Raw genomic sequence first — 18,774 nt, 5'->3', positions numbered from 1 at the left:
TAGACAGCTTGAATATAAAAATAGTAATCTTTGCTTTTATTGCATTTTTGTTAGGTTTTGCTTCCTTTGCTCAATCAGCTCGAGTAAAGGGGATTATTTTGGACATAAATAATAATCCAATAAACAATGTAAATGTTTCGTGCTCTGGCAGTACAAGCCAGTCTAATGCAAATGGTTTTTACCTGCTTAGTGTTCCTGCAAGTCAAAAACTAACTGTTATTTTTACGCATGTTTCTTTTAAAAAAGTGATAGTTAGCCTTACTTTAAAAACTAACGAAGAGCTTGAGTTCAATTTGGTGATGAATGAGCAGCAGGAACAAATTGGCGAAATTATTGTTACCACAAATAATAAAAAGCGCGTTCAGGGAATAACAATTATTGCGCCAGAAGTGATAAGAAAAATACCTGGGGCGAATGCCGGAATCGAAAATATTTTAAAAACCTTGCCTGGCGTCAATTCTAACAATGAGTTGAGTACGCAATATGCGGTTCGAGGCGGGAATTATGATGAGAATTTAGTTTATGTAAATGAGATTGAAATTTACCGGCCTTTTTTGATTCGTTCGGGGCAACAAGAAGGACTTAGTTTTACCAATACTGATTTAGTACAAAATGTCGATTTTTCGGCTGGTGGTTTTCAAGCTAAATTTGGTGACAAATTATCCTCTGTTCTGGACATTACCTACAGGAAACCTTCTGAATTTGGCGCCACCTTTGAAGCAAGTTTACTTGGAGGAAGTTTTTCAGTTGATGCAGTTTCAAAAAACAAGAAATGGACTGCAATAACAGGAGTACGATATCGGAACAACAGCCTCTTGGTAAAAAGTCAAGACACCCAAACCAATTACACCCCAACATTTGCTGACATTCAAACCAATATGAATTATCAGGCTTCCGCCAAATGGCAATGGAGTTTTCTAGGGAATATTTCTCAAAATAAATACCAATACCAGCCGTTAACACGCCAAACTAAGTTTGGTACAATTGATCAGCCGTTGGCACTGTCTGTTTATTATGAAGGCGAAGAAAGAGATAAGTATGAAACTTACTTTGGAGCAATGAAAACGACGTATGAAGCGACTCCTAATTTTACATTAAAATTTATCGCCTCCGGTTTTCATACTTTAGAGCAAGAGCATTTTGATATTCTAGCACAATACCGTTTGGGAGAGGTGGATTCGAATATAGGATCAGAAGCCTATAATGATGTTGCCTATACCAGAGGAATTGGTTCGCAGCTAAATCATGCTCGGAATGATTTGGATGCCTTAATCATAAATGCTGAAGTTAAAGGATTTCACGATTGGCGAAAAAACGAAATTGAATGGGGAGTAAAATACACTCGTGAATCGATTCGTGATCGAGTTGTAGAGTGGGAAGTAATCGATTCGGCTGGATTTTCTATTAATCCTCCCATTATTAATTTACCTAAAAACGAGCAGCCTTACTCTTCTTATGAAGGTCCATTAGCGCCTTATCAAAATATTCGCGCGACTAATTTTAATGTGATCAACAGGTTTTCAGGATATGGGCAATGGAGTAGAAAAGGGAATCTAGGTACTGCTGAAGTTTCGTATAATGCGGGAGTTCGTTTGCATAACTGGGAAGTTTCTGGTGCAAATAGTAAAGGAGATGCTCAGTTTACTTTTAGTCCAAGAGCTCAAATTGCTATAAAGCCTAATTGGGACAAGGAAATGGTTTTTAGAATCTCTGGAGGACTTTATCATCAGCCGCCTTTTTATAGAGAGCTGAGAGCTGCCGATGGTGAAGTACTACCCAATGTTAAAGCGCAGCAATCAGTTCATTTGGTGCTAAGCGATGATTATAGTTTTACAATGTGGAATCGCCCTTTTAAACTAGTATCAGAACTCTATTACAAGTCTTTGACTGATGTGAATACTTACACAATTGATAATGTCAGAATTCGCTATGCTGCTTCTAACGTGGCTAAAGGATATGCGCAAGGATTAGATCTTCGATTGAATGGGGAATTTGTTCCAGGAACCGAATCTTGGATAAGTTTCGGTTATCTTAAAACAGAAGAAAATAGCAATAACAGAGGCTACATCGCCAGACCAACAGACCAACGGCTTAAGTTCGCGCTTTTGTTTCAAGATTATATGCCTAATATACCAACTGTGAAATTGTATTTGAATTTGGTTTACAATACGGGATTGCCAGGCGGCTCACCGTCTTATTCAGATCCTTATTTGTATCAAAATCGATTGAATGATTATCGTAGGGTTGATGTGGGATTCTCTAAGGTGTTTATTGATAACAACTCTGGGAAGTCAAATTCGAATTGGTTTGGGAACTTTAAGGAACTTGCCTTGGGATTTGAAATTTTTAATCTTTTCAATAACCAAAATGCAATTACCAACACATGGGTTCGTGATGTGTATTCCAAAAATGAATATGCAATTCCCAATTATATGACAACAAGGGTTTTTAATATTAAGTTGAGTGCTAAATTATAATAAATAGATATTTGGCTTCTAAATTAGTCTTGTCCGTTTTAACACATTAATTGGGCATTAATATCAGAAGCATTTTTAAAAATGATTACATTTGGATTTATTTTTTAATATTACATCATTATGAAAAAGTTACATATAGCATTATTAGGTATGGCAATTTTACTTTTGGCCAGCTGTAAGGAAGAGGTTGAAAAACCAAAAGTAATTTATGATGCCGCTAATAAGGGTAAAGGAACCGCGAAAATTGATTCAACGCAAGTTGCTATTGCTGACTTGCCAATTCAGATGGAAGGAACTAGTTATTTGATTCATCCAATCGCCGATTTGCGAGTTTATGAAAGAGGCGCAAAGGCAAGATACGGTTCGTCTAGTGTAATCGATTTGAGTTTTACGATTTCTAATTACGGAGAAAATGAAATTACAGGCTATTTACAAAACCTGAAATTCCAAAGAATTGACTCCGATTCGATTAGTACTTTAACGGATAAGCCTGCTTTAATTTTGACCGCGACCTACTTGAAATCAGTTTCGGAGAGAGCCAAAAAACAAGTTATGGTTTATACCATGTTTGATATGGACACAAATAAAGATGGAAAGTTGGATACTAGTGATATCAAATCTTTGTATTTGAGTGATATTAGCGGTAAGAAATTCACCAAAATCTCTACGAATTTTCATGAATTGATTGATTGGAACTTGATTGAGTCAAAAAATCGTTTGTATTTCAGAACTGTTGAAGACACTAATAAAAACGGGCAGTTTGACAAAAATGATGTTGTGCATTATAGTTATGTAGATCTATCAAATGTAGAATGGAAAGTATCTAGCTACGAACCGATATAAATCAAGGAATAAAATTTAAATCAGAATGTCACTTTCAAGATCTGATTTTTCGATCGCAAAATCAAATCCTAGTTGTTTTACTAAATCAATGACTAGGTTTTTATACCAATTCTCTGATTTAGGATGAATGTAAATTTTCTCAATCAGTTGATCGATGTTTACATTAATTTTTAGTCCGTCATTAAGCGTCATTTTGTTTTCGGCCACATCCGTAATGATGCGTACTTCACGTTCATATTGAAAACTTTTTCGCTTGAATAAAAATGGAAAAAACATATCGTCAAAAGGAATGTATTCCTTCTTGTAATCAATATAATTTACTTCCCCTATAAATTGTTTGTAATTATTTTCAGGAATTAAGGCGTTTTGTAGCCTTCCTATTGTCGACTGAAGAGCTATTCCCTCGCTGTTTTGTGTAAAAATTTGCCACATGGCAAAGGATTCGTATTCGTTAATGTGCCAACTGCTAATCGCTACTTTTTCGCGGTGGGTCTTGTAATATTGTAAAAAATCAGGATTATTGATCGAAAGCTTTTTGATTTCCTCAAAAGTAGGTTCGCTAAATGTACCTTCATATTGATCCTCAAACTTATCGGACCTTGACATAAATAGTTTTTTGGACATCAATAAATCTAAAAACTTGGACAAGTCTAAATACTTCCAAACAATAGTGTCTGGATCAGCATTAAGGGTAATATTTGGATTATTAAGGTACATTTTTATAGATTTACAAATTTAGAAACAGAAAATTATCATTCATCAAATATACCTCAAATCTACAACCTTAACCCATTATTCGAATGATTGCATTGTTACTAATTTATTATACATTCCATTCAATGTAATTAATTCGTCGTGCGTTCCTTGTTCAACAATTTTTCCTTTTTGCATTACTACAATAGAATCAGCTTTTTGAATGGTCGAAAGACGGTGCGCAATGACAATCGATGTTCTGTTTTGCATCATGTTTTCTAAGGCGACTTGCACGAATTTTTCGCTTTCAGTATCCAAGGCAGAAGTTGCTTCATCCAAAATCATGATTGGAGGATTTTTCAATACGGCACGGGCAATTGATAATCGTTGTTTTTGACCGCCAGAAAGCTTGTTTCCGCTATCTCCAATGTTGGTATGGATTCCTTTTGGTAAGTCTTTTACAAACTCATACGCATTAGCTATTTTTAGCGCCTCAATGATCTCGTCATCTGTTGCGGTTTCTTTTCCTAATGAAATGTTCGCTTTTATAGTGTCGTTAAATAAGATGCTGTCCTGTGTCACTAATCCCATCAACCCACGAAGAGATTGTAAATTGATGTCTTTTATATCGGTTCCGTCAATACTGATCGTTCCATCATTCACGTCATAGAAACGAGTCAATAGATTAGCAATAGTACTTTTTCCACTACCTGATTGTCCTACAAGGGCGATTGTTTGTCCCTTTTTAACCTGAAGTGAAAAGTCTTTTAAAACAGTTTCTTCTTCGTATTTAAAGTTGACATTTTTGATTGTTATATCTGAATCGAAAGTGTTTTTGTCAACGGCATTTTCTTTAGAAATAATTTCGTTTTGAACTTCCAGCACTTCAAAAACACGTTCAGCAGCGGCAAGTCCATTTTTTACGGAATAGGAAGCTTTAGAAATTGCTTTTGCTGGTGTAAGAATATTAAATGCTAAAGTAAGGTAAACAATGAAGGCGGATCCATCTAATGTTTTTTCTACTAACACTAAGTTTCCTCCGTAAAAAAGCAAAATGGCAATTGTTGTAACCCCTAAAAACTCACTTAAAGGTGTTGCTAAATTGTTTTTACTTCCTATGCTGTTTGTCAAATTTAATAAACGGGTTACTGAATCGTTGAATCTGCCTTTGAAAGTAGGTTCAGCATTATAACTTTTAATGACTTTCAGGCCACCTAAAGTTTCATCTACAATAGAAATCAGGAAGCCGCTCTCTCTTTGTGCTTGTAGCGATTTTGCTCTCAGATTTTTAGCGACCTTTGAAATAATCCAGCCAGATATTGGCATAAAAATCAAAACAAACAAGGTCAGTTTCAGACTGATGATAAACATGGTTACTAAGGCAAAAATAATGGTAAGCGGTTCTTTTACAACTAATTCTAGGATAGAGAAAAAGGAGTTTTGAACTTCATTAACATCGCCAAGCATACGCGCCATAATATCTCCTTTTCTTTTTTCAGAATAATAAGAGATAGGTAATTCTACAATTTTTTTATACATTGATTTTCTCAAATCTCTTAAAACACCATTTTTTAGATGCATTATATGGTGTGAAGCCAGATAATTAAATAAGTTTTTGAATAAAAACGTCGTAATCACCATTAAAACAACAAACAAAAGAGCGACTTGAATGCCATTGTCTTTTGTTAATTCTGAAATTTTATAATACAAAAAATCAGAACCAAATTGCTTTAAGTTTCCTATTCCCGTATATACAGGTTCTTTTAGTATGACTTTGGTTTTTCCAAAAAGTACTTCAAGCACCGGGAAAATGGTTAGCATAGAAATAGTGCTAAACAAAGCATACAAAATGTTGTAGATCACATTCCAGACAATATGGGTTTTGTATGGTTTTGTGTAGGGAAGGAGTTTTATTAAATTTTTGTCCATTAGTTCAATTGCATTGCAATAATAATATTTTTAATCTTTTCATTTAAAATAGCTTCTACTTCTGTGAAATCTTCAACAGATTCTAATTCTGCATTCACGCTGATGTAGAATTTTATTTTCGGTTCCGTACCGCTTGGTCTGGCACAAATTTTAGATCCGTCTTCTGTGTAGTATATCAAGACATTAGATTTTGGAATATCCATCACAGTTTCCTCGTCGGTAAGTAAGTTTTTAGCAGTAGAAGATTGATAATCTTCTACTATTATGACTCTTTGTCCGTTGATTTCTTTTAATGGGTTTTCACGTAAATCAACCATCATTTGGCTGATTTCCTGTAATCCTTCGATTCCTTTTTTGGTTAGTGAGACCAAGTGTTCTTTGTAAAATCCATTGTCTACATACAGTTGTAATAACTCTTTGTACACTGAACTTCCTTTTGCTTTAGCTTGAGCTGCAACTTCGCATATTAATAGAGTAGCTGCAACAGCATCTTTATCACGAACAGCATCACCTACCATGAATCCAAAGCTTTCTTCTCCGCCACCAATGAATTCCAATTCAGGAAAATCTTTGATCATTTTAGCAATCCACTTGAAACCAGTCAGGCCTACTTTGCATTCTACATCGTAATTTGTTGCTAGTTCCATCATCATTGGAGTAGAAACTATAGTAGAACCTACAAATTGTTTTCCATTGATTTTTCCTGCTTTTTTCCATTGTTCTAATAGAAAAGCAGTCATCAAAATCATAGTTTGATTTCCGTTTAACAAAGTCATTTGACCTTCATTATTACGAACAGCAACTCCTAAACGGTCGCAGTCAGGATCAGTTCCTACTACAATATCTGAATTGGTTTTATCTGCTAATTCCATTGCCATGGCTAATGCTTCTGGCTCTTCTGGATTTGGTGATTTCACAGTAGGAAAATCTCCATTTGGAACTCTCTGTTCTTCTACGATATGCACATTGGTGTAACCTGCTTGAGATAAAGTTTCAGGAACTAGTGTTATAGAAGTCCCGTGCAATGAGGTAAACACAACGTTTAAGTTTTCTTTTGCGGCAGTAGGCGTGTTAAAGCTTGCGTTTTCAATAGATGATTTTATAAATGCCTTATCTACGTCAGTATCGATATAATGAATTAAATCTTCGTTTGCATCAAACTTGATTTGATCAAAGTTTAACTTTTCAATTGTATTAATAATTTTTTCGTCTTCTGGTGGTACGATTTGTCCTCCGTCTTCCCAGTACACTTTATATCCGTTGTATTCAGGAGGATTGTGCGAAGCCGTAAGTACAATTCCGCATTGACATCCTAAATGTTTAACCGCAAATGATAATTCAGGTGTTGGTCGTAATTCTGAAAATAAATAAACTTCAATGCCATTAGCAGAGAAAACATCAGCAACTAATTTTGCTAGAGTGTCACTGTTGTGGCGGCAGTCATAAGCAATAGCAGCTTTTATAGGTTGGTTAGGAAATGCAATATGTAAATAATCAGATAGACCTTGAGTGCTTTTTCCAAGAGTGTATTTGTTGATACGATTGTTCCCAACGCCCATTATCCCGCGCATTCCACCAGTACCAAATTCCAAATCTTTATAAAAGCTTTCCTCTAATTCTTTAGGGGATGTAGTCATCAATTCTTTAACTGCTTGCTGTGTTTCTTTGTCAAATGTAGGAGTGAGCCATACATTTAATGCGTCTAAAATGTTTTGTTTAATTTCCATTCTATATATTTTTAGTTTAAGTTTTTAAAGTGGGTCGCTTTCTCAGGAGCTAAGTCCTGCTATTCATTACAATCTTATAGTCCAAACACTGGCCTATAAGGATTTTCATTACTATCAGGGCTAGGCTGTATTATAGATTAACCTGAGTCGAAATTTTATAACGCTCCTCGTTGTTTTTAGTGCGCAAAATAATTTCGCCTAGAAAACCGGCCAAAAACAGTTGAGTTCCTAAAATCATTGTGGCTAGCGCAATAAAAAACCAAGGATTGTCAGTAACTAAAGTATAACGCATGTTGTTGTACATATGATATAGTTTTGAAACTCCAATGTAGCCTGCAAGGATGAAGCCAATGATGAACATTAGTGAACCCATAGCTCCAAACAAGTGCATTGGTCTTTTTCCAAATCTGGAAAGAAACCAAATGGTGATTAAGTCAAGGAAACCATTGATGAAACGTTCCATTCCAAATTTAGTTTCACCGTATTTTCTGGCTTGATGTTGTACTACTTTTTCGCCAATTTTTCCAAAACCGGCATTTTTAGCCAATACAGGAATGTATCGGTGCATTTCGCCCGAAACTTCAATGTTTTTTACAACAATATTTTTGTATGCTTTCAATCCGCAATTGAAATCGTTCAGTTCCACTCCAGAAGTTTTTCTGGCAGCCCAATTGAATAATTTGGAAGGCAGATTTTTAGCGACAACGGAGTCGTATCGTTTCTTTTTCCAACCGGAAACCAAATCAAAATTTTGACTTGTAATCATATTGTATAGTCCGGGAATCTCTTCGGGACTGTCTTGTAAGTCCGCATCCATAGTGATAATGACATCACCTTGGGCTTTTGCGAAACCGGCATGCAAAGCTTGGGATTTTCCAAAATTCCTCATGAAACGAATTCCCTTTACATTTGGATTCTCAGAGGCAAAACCTTCGATAATCGACCAGGAATTATCCGAACTTCCGTCATCTAAAAAGATAACTTCATAAGTATAATTGTTTGTCTGCATTACCTTAATAATCCAAGTGTACAATTCTTTAAGCGATTCCTCTTCGTTAAGAAGCGGTATAAGTATGGATAGATTCATTAATTACAGGCTTTGTGGATTTTCGTTTTTTACAATTGCACCAACAATCAGCGAATATATTAATCCAAAAAAGGAATACATAGCAAGTGTAACAGGCAATTCAATTAATGGATTCATGAATTTTTTCATCATTGCAATTCCCATTTCCATTTCTTTACTCGTTATGTTAGGGTTTTGCTTAATCATATTATCTCGTGCAATTGAAATCATCTCATTGATAAACTCCGGATAAATAAGATTAAAAACGATATTAAACAGTCCATATATTAACGCCGCAATAAAGGTAATAGAAACTCCTACTTTTAGTGCTTCGCCAAAGCTAATGAAGCCGTTGTTTAAGTTTTTCTTGTAATTGATGCATCCTAAATAGATGAAGAGCAGAGGTAGTACTAAATAGTTCGCGATATTAACAATCACTCCGACGCTGGAACCTACTAATGATCGCATTCCTATTATGTACATAATCACGAATTCTAAAATCATTATAACGCCAAACAATACGCCATATACTAGTCCAGATTTACCTGGGGATACACTTCTTTCCATAAAAGACTTTTTTAATTAATCCACAAATATAGCAATTCCCAATTTATTGGACTACAAAAAACAGTTTTTACGATTTAATAAAAAAAATGAAACAAAGATTTGTTTATTGGAAAATAATTGTAAATTTGCACACTCAAAATAATAGTGTAAAAACAAAAAGTTATAGTGAGTTTATACCTTTTCCGTTAAAAGAAAAGCTTCAAAACAAATTATAGCCAAACAAATAAACAAGATGAAAAAAGGAACTCACCCAGAGAATTACAGATTAGTTGCATTTAAAGACATGTCGAATGAAGACGTTTTTATCACTAAATCTACAGCAGATACAAGAGAAACAATTACAGTTGACGGTGTTGAATACCCAGTTGTGAAAATGGAGATCTCTAGAACTTCTCATCCTTTTTACACAGGTAAAAACAAACTTATCGATACTGCAGGACGTATTGACAAATTTAAAACTAAATACGCTAAACACGTTAAGTAATCTTAACTTGTTTGTTGATATAGTAAAGCCTTCCTTTTGGAAGGCTTTTTTTATTGATTTTAATCGGGGGTGTTAGGGAGTAAACTTGTTAATGAAACAAATAAAAACTTTGTAACTTTGGCCCTTTGTAACTTTTGAAACTTTATAAAATGAACTACATACTTTTTGATGGCCCTGCCAGAAATGCCTTATTGCCTTTTACCTTCACACGTCCTGTTGCAGACATCCTCATCGGAATTATGACAATTCGCCAAAAATGGGAAATGCATTTGGGTTCTACCACTACGACTTTGACTGAGGAGTACTTGTCTGATAAATTCCCGATGGTAGAATTAGAGAATAATGTAATGATTAATGCTTCTTTTCTGCCTAATGCAGTTTTGGCTGAAATGGTTGGTAATTTAGAGCCAAATCAAGTTATCTTTAAAGGAGAAGAAGTAGTTGCTTTTTATACGCAGGAAGATCAGGAAGAAGTAGATTTTGATTCCTATGAAATTATCGAGTATAACGAAGACTGCTTGACGGTCATGAATACTTGGGATATTTTCTCTAAGAATGCCGCTGCGATTCAGGAAGACTTTGAGTTTTTAACTGAAGGTAGAAAATCGCAAACAATACCCAAGAGTGTCAATGTAATTGCACCAGAAAACATATTTATTGAAGAAGGAGCTAAATTAGAGTTTGTAACGCTAAATGCATCTGCGGGTCCTATATATATAGGTAAGGATTCTGAAATCATGGAAGGATCTGTGATACGTGGTCCATTTGCCTTGTGTGAAGGCGCTGTAGTTAAAATGGCCGCCAAAATATATGGGGCAACAACTGTTGGTCCAAATTCTAAAGTAGGAGGTGAGATTAATAACTCAGTCTTGTTTAGCAATGCTAACAAAGGCCATGACGGTTTTTTAGGAAATTCTGTTTTGGGTGAATGGTGTAATATTGGTGCCGACAGTAACAATTCGAATCTAAAAAATAATTATGAGGAAGTGAAATTGTGGAGTTATGAAACCGAAGGCTTTGCAAAAACCGGACTTCAGTTTTGCGGCTTGATGATGGGAGACCACAGTAAATGTGGAATCAATACTATGTTTAACACCGGAACGGTTATTGGTGTAAGTGCTAATATTTTTGGTAGCGGGTTTCCTCGTAATTTTGTTCCTAGTTTTTCATGGGGAGGTGCTGCAGGATTTTCTACTTACATCACTAAAAAAGCTTTCGAAACTGCCAGACTGGTTATGAGCCGCAGGAATGTAGCTTTTGACGAAAAAGAAGCAGCCATTTTAGAACATGTCTTCGAAGAATCAAAAAAATGGAGAAAAGAATAGTCTTTTGCTAAATAATTTAAAGCAAAAAAAAATGGTCTTATTAATTTAATAAGACCATTTTTTTGTGCTCTTGTTTAAGATTTATTATGAAAAATATGTTTTTAAGTGAAGTATTAGTGTTAAAATCTTTTGTTATGTAGAATAATCAGGATTCTGAATAGAGCTTTGTTTTTAGATGATTAATCAGTTTTTGCCGTTTTTTATAGGCTCGCATTAGTTTTTTTTAACTATATGTTTTAGTTTTATAAAAAATTATGAGTGAAACGATTGTTTTATTGGTTTTTTAATAATTATTAATGTAAAATAAATTTATGGAAGAGATTATTGGGGTATTAAATGATATTGTTTGGAGTAACGCATTAATCGTTTTGTGTTTGGGCACAGGACTTTACTTTACTTTACGTACCCGTTTTTTACAAGTGCGCCACATCAGAGAAATGTTTCGTTTGTTGTTTGACGGGAAAAGTTCTGAATCTGGAGTCTCTTCTTTTCAAGCTTTATCTATGTCCTTAGCAGGAAGAGTGGGTACAGGAAATATTGCGGGTGTCGCTACAGCTATCGCTTTTGGAGGACCAGGAGCTATGTTTTGGATGTGGATGGTTGCTTTTTTAGGAGCAAGTACCGCCTTCGTAGAAGCAACATTGGCGCAAATTTATAAAGAGAAACATTTAGGGCAGTTTCGTGGAGGCCCGGCATTTTATATCGAAAGAGGATTGGGAGTGAAATGGTTTGCCGTTTTGTTTGCTGTAGTGTCCATAATTTCAGCGGGTTTATTACTGCCAGGAGTACAGGCAAATTCTGTGGCTGACGGAATACAGAATGCCTTTAATATTGATACTTGGATGTCTGGAGTTGCTGTCGCAGTAATCTTTGGAGCCATTGTATTTGGAGGTGTAAAAAGGATTGCCAAGTTTACAGAGTATGTGGTGCCTATAATGGCTATCGCATACATTTTAATTGTTTTGGTTATAATAATAATTGATATTGATCAACTTCCAGGGGTTGTTGCTTTAGTGTTCAAAAGCGCTTTTAATATGGAAGCCGGTTTTGGGGCTGTATTTGGTCTAGCGATTCAATGGGGTGTAAAACGTGGAATCTATTCTAATGAGGCGGGACAAGGAACTGCTCCGCATATTGCTGCTGCAGCTAATGTTTCGCATCCTACCAAGCAAGGTTTAGTACAATCGTTTTCGGTTTATATTGATACTTTGTTGGTTTGTTCAGCAACTGGGTTTATGTTATTGATAACTGGGAGATATAATGTTCAGGATCCTGTATTAGCGGCAGACGGAACAACTAAATTTTTATATGAAGGTGCAAAAGGCGTAACTGTAGGGCCAGGATTTACTCAAAGTGCTATGGACAGTGTCTTACCAGGTTTCGGATCTTATTTTGTTGCGATTGCTTTGTTTTTCTTTGCTTTTACAACCATTTTAGCCTATTACTATATTGCCGAAACAAACATTTCATATTTAACTAGAAACTTAAAATCTCCAGTTTATAATCATTTGTTAAAAGTGGTGATGATGTTGGTTATCATGTATGGTGCAATTAATCAGGCAAAATTAGCTTGGAATATTGGTGATTTAGGAGTAGGACTTATGGCTTGGTTTAATATCATTGCGATTATTCTATTACAGAAACCAGCCTTAGCCGCATTAAGAGATTATGAGAAACAGAAGAAAGAGGGTAAAGACCCCATTTTTCATCCCGAGGATATTGGGGTTTCAAATGCGCATATTTGGAACACCATAAATAAAAAGGAAAAGGAATAAGTTTAGGAAAACTATTTCTTTTGAAAGCTTCCAGGAACAGGATTTTTGATCTCTGTTGCTGGAAGCTTTCATTTTATATTATACCAATTGCTTAATTAATCTATCTTTGCACTTTTTAAAAACAATTCGGCTTTTGGAATTGTCGAATGACCGAATCTACAAAACAACACTACAATGATTACAGTTAATGATATTTCCGTGCAATTTGGTGGTACATCGCTTTTTAGTGATGTTTCCTTTGCTATTAATGAAAATGATAAAATTGCCCTTATGGGTAAGAATGGAGCGGGGAAATCAACTCTTCTTAAGATAATAGCTGGACAGAGTAAACCTTCTACCGGTAATGTTTCTGCGCCCAAAGATGCAGTTGTTGCATATTTACCGCAGCATTTATTAACTACTGACGGAGCTACAGTTGTTGAGGAAACTTCAAAAGCATTTGGCGAGATTTTCAGTATGAAGGCTGAGATTGATGAAATTAATGAGCAGTTGACTATTCGAACTGATTATGAAAGTGATGCATACATGAAATTAATCGAAAGAGTTTCGGACTTGAGCGAGAAGTTTTATGCTATTGAGGAGGTGAATTATGAGGCTGAAATAGAAAAGATATTATTAGGTTTGGGTTTTGCTCGCGAGGATTTTACACGTCAGACATCTGAGTTCTCAGGTGGTTGGAGAATGAGAATTGAGTTGGCAAAAATTCTTTTGCAAAAGCCAGATTTGATTTTGCTAGATGAGCCTACCAATCACATGGATATTGAAAGTATCCAATGGTTAGAGGATTTCTTAATCAATTCAGCAAAAGCTGTTGTGGTAATTTCCCATGATAGAGCCTTTGTAGATAATATTACAAATCGTACCATAGAAGTAACTATGGGCCGAATCTATGATTACAAGGCTAAATACTCGCATTATTTGGAATTGAGAAAAGACCGTCGCATGCACCAACAAAAAGCATATGATGAGCAACAGCGTATGATTGCTGATAACAGGACTTTTATTGATCGTTTTAAAGGGACATTCTCTAAAACTGATGCGGTACAATCTCGTGTAAAAATGCTAGAGAAATTAGTGATAGTGCAGGTGGATGAAGTGGATACTTCAGCTTTAAAATTGAAATTTCCTGCTGCTGCTCGTTCTGGACAATATCCTGTAATTGTAAAAGATTTAGGAAAGACGTACGGTGATCACGTCGTTTTTAAAGATGCTAATATTGTTATCGAAAGAGGGCAAAAAGTGGCGTTCGTAGGAAAAAATGGGGAAGGAAAATCGACGATGATCAAAGCCATTATGAAACAAATTGAAATCAATAGCGGAAGCTTAGAGATAGGTCACAATGCACAAATTGGTTATTTTGCGCAAAATCAAGCCTCATTGTTAGATGAGAATGCCACGATATTTGAAACTATCGATGATATTGCTGTGGGTGATGTTCGTACGAAAATTAAGGATATACTAGGAGCTTTTATGTTTCATGGAGATGATGTAACTAAAAAGGTAAAGGTGCTTTCAGGTGGAGAGAAAACACGTTTAGCTATGATTAAATTATTGCTGGAGCCAGTGAATTTATTGATTTTGGATGAGCCTTCAAATCATTTGGACATGAAAACCAAAGATATTATTAAAGATGCATTGCGTGACTTTGATGGAACTTTAATATTAGTTTCTCACGATAGAGATTTCTTAGACGGATTAGCAACCAAGGTATTTGAATTTGGGAACAAGCGCGTAGTAGAGCATTTTGAAGATATTACAGGATTCTTGGCAAACAAGAAAATGGAGAGCATGAGAGAAATAGAAAAATAATTTTTTATATAATTATAAAAAAGGCATAAGTTGATTCTTGTGCCTTTTTTTTGTTAAACTCGACATTAGTAAAAAAAAAGCGGCTGAACATACTAAATGATACAGCCGCTTTTTTTTATAGTCTAATTCCCGGAGGAAGCAGTTCTTTGTAGGCTGGGTTCTTTTTAAAAAAGACAACGATTTTTGGCAGTATTGGAACGACTTTTAATTTTCGCTCAATTGCAATTGCCATAATTTCACTTAATAGTTGAGAAACAAATTCTTCATTGTCAAATTGATCTGGAGTATTAATCTTTGTCAAAAATATTTTTTTTTCCTGAAAAGAGTATTCAACTGAAACTAATCCTTCTTCTACTATAGTTTCAAATTGTCTTGCGAAAGTATTGTCTGTGATTTCCATGTTGATAGGTTATTCTATATGTTTTATTTAAAATAGTTGTAATGAAGATAGGTAGTATGTATAGTTTTTTTGTGATCCACGGTATTTCGACCAAAAGTGTTTTTGAATTGCTTTTAATCTTAGTTCAAAATGGATCAAATTTAATTATTCTCGGGCTGTCTTCTATTGCTCCGAATGCTTGAGATGGTCTGTTTTAATTTATCGTTGATAAGAAGTGGATAAACGTCTTTTTTTTGGAGCTGTATTTTGTGTGTTGTTTTTGCGTTACTTTTGAAGATCACTAAATGCAAAAACATTTATTGACGTGACCACAATACAGCTTCATTGTTTTTTTTGCCAGAAAAACATTTGCAAAGTTAATGAATTGATTCCCAACGTCAAATTGTTTTTAACTGTATGTTACTGTAATCTCTTCTTTTTCAGTAAAGATCCGCCATAAGCTGCCATTTGTGAGGATCGAAACTGCTGCGAATTATTCTGGTAAAACCCCAGAGTTACTTCGATGCTAAGCTCACTTAAAATCTATGGTTTGCCCAATTGTATGTCTTGCCAACTCACGAAAGGTTCGAATGATAAAGGTAGAATAGATCTTCGGATATTCAGAATTGGCTTTGTCTATTCTTTGTGATTTTTAAGTTCCAATAATCATAATTTATTGATAATATAAATTAAGAAACGAAGTTGGTTCCAATAAAAAAATTAATTTTATACGAAATTCAGTATGAATAGACGAGAAGCAGATATTAAATAGTTACAACAATTATGAATAAATTACCAGTTTATTTTATGCCAGGATTGGCGGCCAGTGCTGCAATTTTTGAGAGAATTGCGTTGCCAGAAGACGTTTTTGAAATACACCTCTTAGAATGGGAAATTCCCCTAGCAAATGAATCTTTGGCTGAATATGCACAACGAATTACAAAAAAAATAAAACATGAAAAACCAGTTTTAATTGGAGTTTCTTTTGGAGGCATTTTGGTACAGGAAATGGCAAAGTATATTGATGCCAAAAAAGTAATTATCATTTCAAGTGTAAAAAGTAATTTGGAATTCCCTAGAAGACTTAAAGTTGCAAAAGCGACCAAAGCATACAAGCTGATTCCGATGAGCTTGATTTTGAATTTAGAGAATCTGGCGAAATTTTCTTTCGGTGAAAAAATTAACCATCGATTGAAGTTATACGAGAAATTTTTATCGGTTCGAGATATTGGTTATCTGGAATGGGCAGTAGAAAAAGTGATTCTTTGGGATAGAACTGTGGCGGATGATCAGGTTGTCCATATTCATGGGGACTTGGATGATGTTTTTCCAATAAAGTATATCGCTAATTGTATTGTGGTAAAAGGAGGGACGCACGTCATGATTTTGAACAAATACAAGTGGTTAAACACGAATTTGCCCGCTATTATTTTAGAAGATAAGGCAATTGCGGAGTGATTGTTGCTGCTTGTGAAAACGAATTAAAAAAAGGAAAGAATGAAAAGGATAGAAAAAGTAAGTTTAATTCTCGGACTCGTTTTAATAAGTGGTCTTTTGATTTTTGCAACGACATATGAATCGAAAAGTAAAATAGAAAAAACTGTGGTCTCTAGTTATTTTCCTGTCAGTGCCAATTTTGCAGGAGAAAATACGCCTTTAAAAATTTCAGATGTAAGTGAACGCTTAGATCGAGAACTGATAGTTAACATCAACTTGCATTCTTCTACGATTCTAGCGATAAAAAGAGCAAATCGTGCTTTTTCCATTATTGAACCCATTCTAAAAAAGAACGGTATTCCAGACGATTTTAAATATCTTGCTGTAATTGAGAGCGGTTTAGTAAACGCAGTATCCGCTGCAGGTGCTAGAGGAGTATGGCAATTTATGCCAGAAACGGCTAAGGAAAGAGGAATGGAAGTAAATGATATAGTAGATGAGCGCTATGATTTGGAAAAATCTACCCAAGCGGCTTGTAGTTATTTTTTGAGTGCCAAAGCAAAATTTGGTAGTTGGACTCTTGCTGCAGCCTCTTATAATGGCGGAATGACCGGCGTAAACAGACAAATGGAGAGTCAAAAAGAAACTGATTATTATGATTTGCTTCTTACGGAAGAAACTTCGCGTTACGTTTTCAGGATTTTAGCGCTGAAGGAAATCATGAAAAATCCAGATAAATTTGGATTCTCATTAGGTAAAGAAGAACTTTATAGTAATTTGCCAACAAAAAAAATTGAAGTAGATAGTTCTATTACTGATTTGGCTGATTTCGCAAAAGCACAAGGAATTAACTATAAGATTTTAAAAATTCACAATCCTTGGCTCAGGGATAAAAAGCTGGATATTACCAACGGTAAAAAATATTCAATAGAGATTCCTTTGAGCGGTTATTAATTTAAAACCTATGAAAATGTCTATCCAAACAATCGTTTTATTAATGTCCATAGGGCTAATTGCAGGAGTTCTAAGCGGATTGATAGGAATTGGAGGGGGAATCATCATGGTTCCGCTTTTGTTGCTTATGGGGTTTACGCAACAGCAGGCTCAAGGAACAAGTTTAGCGGCTTTGTTGCCTCCTGTTACTTTGCTAGCAGTAATCAATTACCATAAAGCAGGTTTTGTCGATTGGCGTTATGCGATAATAATATCTTTGGTCTTTATTGTGGGCGGTTTTTTCGGCAGTAAAATAGCAATTCACGTTGATCAGAAAACTTTAAAGAATATTTTTGCTGGTGTTCTTGTAATAATAGCTGGCTATTTGTTTCTGGAGAAATAGTTTCTAGATAAAAAAAATCCGCAATTGCGGATTTTTTTTATTCAACTATGAAATTATATTTTTTTCATCTGACCTTTCATCATGGTGATTTGTTCTTTCAACATACCTTGTTTGTCTAGTCTTTTTGCTTCGTTCAACAAGTTAGTAGCTTCCAGCTTTCTTCTGCGAGACATAGCTACTCCGGCAAGATTCAATTTGGCGACAGCCAAATCCATATCCATAGACAATCCTAATTCGATTGCTTTCTTGAAATATTTTTCAGCTTGGTTGATATTGGTCTGCGAAAGCATTATTCCGTGCAGGTAATTAAAGTATCCTTGTTGTTTTTGTACCAATGCGGACTCAGGGTTTTTAATCCATGACAGCCACTTTTTTGCTCCTTCAAAATCCTGTTTTCTTAGTTTTAAGAAAGCAAGTAGTATAAATTCGTTTTTAAAGTATAAGAAAACAGGAATTGCAGTCAATAATAAAAGGAAAATCCCGTTACCAATATTGTTTTCCGTAAATTGCCAAATGCCAGTAATCACTAAAAGTCCGGCGATAATAAGTTTGATATTCTTGTGAAACATAATGTGTGTATATTTAAGATTGCAAAGATAGTAAAAGGAATTAAAAATATTTTTATAAAACTACTTGCCAGAAAAAAAAGTCTTTGTATATTTGCACTCGGTTTTAGAATAACAGTTATTCGAAAATAGAAAGACATATAAATAAGATTTAAAGATACAAAGCAATGAGCAAAAGAACGTTTCAACCATCGAAAAGAAAAAGAAGAAATAAGCACGGATTTATGGACAGAATGGCTTCTGCGAATGGAAGAAAAGTTCTTGCTAGAAGAAGAGCTAAAGGAAGACATAAATTGACTGTTTCTTGCGAACCAAGACACAAAAAATAATGTTTGTATAAACATAAATAAGGCGTTACTTT

Annotated in this window: 17 protein-coding genes; 10 read left to right on the top strand and 7 right to left on the bottom strand. The window is 34.9% G+C overall.

Annotated elements, in window-relative coordinates:
• The first annotated feature begins 8 nt into the window (after nt 1–8).
• Nucleotides 9–2,477, top strand: a complete 2,469-nt coding sequence (locus tag HJ01_RS00580) for a TonB-dependent receptor plug domain-containing protein (protein WP_007136293.1) — start codon at nt 9–11, stop codon at nt 2,475–2,477.
• A 120-nt stretch (nt 2,478–2,597) separates the two neighbouring features.
• Entirely contained in the window at nt 2,598–3,320 is a 723-nt protein-coding gene (locus HJ01_RS00575; RefSeq protein ID WP_007136292.1) for a hypothetical protein, read from the top strand.
• A 15-nt stretch (nt 3,321–3,335) separates the two neighbouring features.
• Here the strand turns inward: HJ01_RS00575 and HJ01_RS00570 are convergent, their stop codons facing one another.
• The 5 genes from HJ01_RS00570 to HJ01_RS00550 all read right to left on the bottom strand — a co-directional run bounded on the left by HJ01_RS00570 (nt 3,336) and on the right by HJ01_RS00550 (nt 9,302).
• Entirely contained in the window at nt 3,336–4,037 is a 702-nt protein-coding gene (locus tag HJ01_RS00570; RefSeq protein WP_007136291.1) for a DUF2971 domain-containing protein, read from the bottom strand.
• Between the two features lie 75 nt (nt 4,038–4,112).
• A complete protein-coding gene (locus HJ01_RS00565; RefSeq protein ID WP_007136290.1) occupies nt 4,113–5,942 on the bottom strand; it encodes an ABC transporter ATP-binding protein in 1,830 nt (609 codons plus the stop codon).
• The gene (locus tag HJ01_RS00560) at nt 5,942–7,669 is read right to left on the bottom strand and encodes a phospho-sugar mutase (protein WP_007136289.1); all 1,728 of its coding nucleotides are present in this window, start codon (nt 7,667–7,669) and stop codon (nt 5,942–5,944) included. Before HJ01_RS00560 ends, HJ01_RS00565 begins: the two co-directional genes overlap by 1 nt.
• Before the next feature lie 130 nt (nt 7,670–7,799).
• Nucleotides 7,800–8,756: a glycosyltransferase family 2 protein gene (locus HJ01_RS00555; protein ID WP_007136288.1), complete on the bottom strand. Its 957-nt coding sequence runs from the start codon at nt 8,754–8,756 to the stop codon at nt 7,800–7,802.
• Nucleotides 8,757–8,759: 3 nt separating this feature from the next.
• Nucleotides 8,760–9,302, bottom strand: a complete 543-nt coding sequence (locus tag HJ01_RS00550) for a DUF4199 domain-containing protein (protein WP_007136287.1) — start codon at nt 9,300–9,302, stop codon at nt 8,760–8,762.
• 232 nt (nt 9,303–9,534) lie between these two features.
• Here HJ01_RS00550 and HJ01_RS00545 point away from each other — a divergent pair, with 232 nt between their 5' ends.
• The 4 genes from HJ01_RS00545 to HJ01_RS00530 all read left to right on the top strand — a co-directional run bounded on the left by HJ01_RS00545 (nt 9,535) and on the right by HJ01_RS00530 (nt 14,695).
• Nucleotides 9,535–9,786 carry a type B 50S ribosomal protein L31 gene (locus tag HJ01_RS00545; protein ID WP_007136285.1) on the top strand — a complete coding sequence of 84 codons (252 nt, stop codon included), beginning with the start codon at nt 9,535–9,537 and terminating at the stop codon, nt 9,784–9,786.
• 149 nt (nt 9,787–9,935) lie between these two features.
• On the top strand, nt 9,936–11,111 hold the full coding sequence (locus HJ01_RS00540) for a GlmU family protein (RefSeq protein WP_007136284.1): 1,176 nt from the start codon (nt 9,936–9,938) through the stop codon (nt 11,109–11,111).
• 311 nt (nt 11,112–11,422) lie between these two features.
• A complete protein-coding gene (locus tag HJ01_RS00535; protein WP_007136283.1) occupies nt 11,423–12,886 on the top strand; it encodes an alanine/glycine:cation symporter family protein in 1,464 nt (487 codons plus the stop codon).
• A 174-nt stretch (nt 12,887–13,060) separates the two neighbouring features.
• Nucleotides 13,061–14,695 (top strand): ABC-F family ATP-binding cassette domain-containing protein, encoded by a 1,635-nt coding sequence (locus HJ01_RS00530; protein ID WP_007136282.1) that lies wholly within the window; start codon nt 13,061–13,063, stop codon nt 14,693–14,695.
• 115 nt (nt 14,696–14,810) lie between these two features.
• On the opposite strand, the gene HJ01_RS00525 is transcribed toward HJ01_RS00530, so the two are convergent.
• Complete coding sequence (locus HJ01_RS00525; protein ID WP_007136281.1) at nt 14,811–15,095, bottom strand: GNAT family N-acetyltransferase; 285 nt, start codon at nt 15,093–15,095, stop codon at nt 14,811–14,813.
• A 762-nt stretch (nt 15,096–15,857) separates the two neighbouring features.
• Between HJ01_RS00525 and HJ01_RS00520 the strand changes: the two genes are divergently transcribed.
• The 3 genes from HJ01_RS00520 to HJ01_RS00510 are packed head-to-tail and all read left to right on the top strand — an operon-like array spanning nt 15,858 to nt 17,847.
• On the top strand, nt 15,858–16,532 hold the full coding sequence (locus HJ01_RS00520) for an alpha/beta hydrolase family protein (protein ID WP_007136279.1): 675 nt from the start codon (nt 15,858–15,860) through the stop codon (nt 16,530–16,532).
• A gap of 39 nt (nt 16,533–16,571) precedes the next feature.
• Nucleotides 16,572–17,465, top strand: coding sequence for a lytic transglycosylase domain-containing protein (locus tag HJ01_RS00515; protein WP_007136278.1), 894 nt, complete (start codon nt 16,572–16,574; stop codon nt 17,463–17,465).
• A gap of 16 nt (nt 17,466–17,481) precedes the next feature.
• Nucleotides 17,482–17,847, top strand: coding sequence for a sulfite exporter TauE/SafE family protein (locus tag HJ01_RS00510; RefSeq protein WP_040473564.1), 366 nt, complete (start codon nt 17,482–17,484; stop codon nt 17,845–17,847).
• Between the two features lie 53 nt (nt 17,848–17,900).
• Here the strand turns inward: HJ01_RS00510 and HJ01_RS00505 are convergent, their stop codons facing one another.
• Nucleotides 17,901–18,416 carry a hypothetical protein gene (locus tag HJ01_RS00505; RefSeq protein WP_007136276.1) on the bottom strand — a complete coding sequence of 172 codons (516 nt, stop codon included), beginning with the start codon at nt 18,414–18,416 and terminating at the stop codon, nt 17,901–17,903.
• A 164-nt stretch (nt 18,417–18,580) separates the two neighbouring features.
• On the opposite strand from HJ01_RS00505, the gene rpmH reads away from it, so the two are divergent.
• Nucleotides 18,581–18,742, top strand: coding sequence for a 50S ribosomal protein L34 (rpmH, locus tag HJ01_RS00500; protein WP_007136275.1), 162 nt, complete (start codon nt 18,581–18,583; stop codon nt 18,740–18,742).
• Nucleotides 18,743–18,774: the final 32 nt, after the last annotated feature.

The organism is Flavobacterium frigoris PS1 (assembly GCF_000252125.1).
In the GTDB taxonomy this organism is placed as follows: domain Bacteria; phylum Bacteroidota; class Bacteroidia; order Flavobacteriales; family Flavobacteriaceae; genus Flavobacterium; species Flavobacterium frigoris_A.
The sequence above is the reverse complement of the archived record's forward strand: the minus strand, read 5'-3'. Positions and strand labels throughout refer to the sequence as shown.

Excerpts from the sequence above, each read along its gene's own strand:
- HJ01_RS00545 (WP_007136285.1), top strand. The coding sequence starts at position 9,535 with ATGAAAAAAGGAACTCACCCAGAGAATTACAGATTAGTTGCATTTAAA.
- HJ01_RS00560 (WP_007136289.1), bottom strand. The coding sequence starts at position 7,669 with ATGGAAATTAAACAAAACATTTTAGACGCATTAAATGTATGGCTCACT.
- HJ01_RS00510 (WP_040473564.1), top strand. The coding sequence starts at position 17,482 with ATGTCTATCCAAACAATCGTTTTATTAATGTCCATAGGGCTAATTGCA.
- HJ01_RS00540 (WP_007136284.1), top strand. The coding sequence starts at position 9,936 with ATGAACTACATACTTTTTGATGGCCCTGCCAGAAATGCCTTATTGCCT.
- HJ01_RS00550 (WP_007136287.1), bottom strand. The coding sequence starts at position 9,302 with ATGGAAAGAAGTGTATCCCCAGGTAAATCTGGACTAGTATATGGCGTA.
- HJ01_RS00515 (WP_007136278.1), top strand. The coding sequence starts at position 16,572 with ATGAAAAGGATAGAAAAAGTAAGTTTAATTCTCGGACTCGTTTTAATA.
- rpmH (WP_007136275.1), top strand. The coding sequence starts at position 18,581 with ATGAGCAAAAGAACGTTTCAACCATCGAAAAGAAAAAGAAGAAATAAG.
- HJ01_RS00505 (WP_007136276.1), bottom strand. The coding sequence starts at position 18,416 with ATGTTTCACAAGAATATCAAACTTATTATCGCCGGACTTTTAGTGATT.
- HJ01_RS00565 (WP_007136290.1), bottom strand. The coding sequence starts at position 5,942 with ATGGACAAAAATTTAATAAAACTCCTTCCCTACACAAAACCATACAAA.
- HJ01_RS00535 (WP_007136283.1), top strand. The coding sequence starts at position 11,423 with ATGGAAGAGATTATTGGGGTATTAAATGATATTGTTTGGAGTAACGCA.
- HJ01_RS00570 (WP_007136291.1), bottom strand. The coding sequence starts at position 4,037 with ATGTACCTTAATAATCCAAATATTACCCTTAATGCTGATCCAGACACT.
- HJ01_RS00555 (WP_007136288.1), bottom strand. The coding sequence starts at position 8,756 with ATGAATCTATCCATACTTATACCGCTTCTTAACGAAGAGGAATCGCTT.
- HJ01_RS00520 (WP_007136279.1), top strand. The coding sequence starts at position 15,858 with ATGAATAAATTACCAGTTTATTTTATGCCAGGATTGGCGGCCAGTGCT.
- HJ01_RS00575 (WP_007136292.1), top strand. The coding sequence starts at position 2,598 with ATGAAAAAGTTACATATAGCATTATTAGGTATGGCAATTTTACTTTTG.
- HJ01_RS00525 (WP_007136281.1), bottom strand. The coding sequence starts at position 15,095 with ATGGAAATCACAGACAATACTTTCGCAAGACAATTTGAAACTATAGTA.
- HJ01_RS00530 (WP_007136282.1), top strand. The coding sequence starts at position 13,061 with ATGATTACAGTTAATGATATTTCCGTGCAATTTGGTGGTACATCGCTT.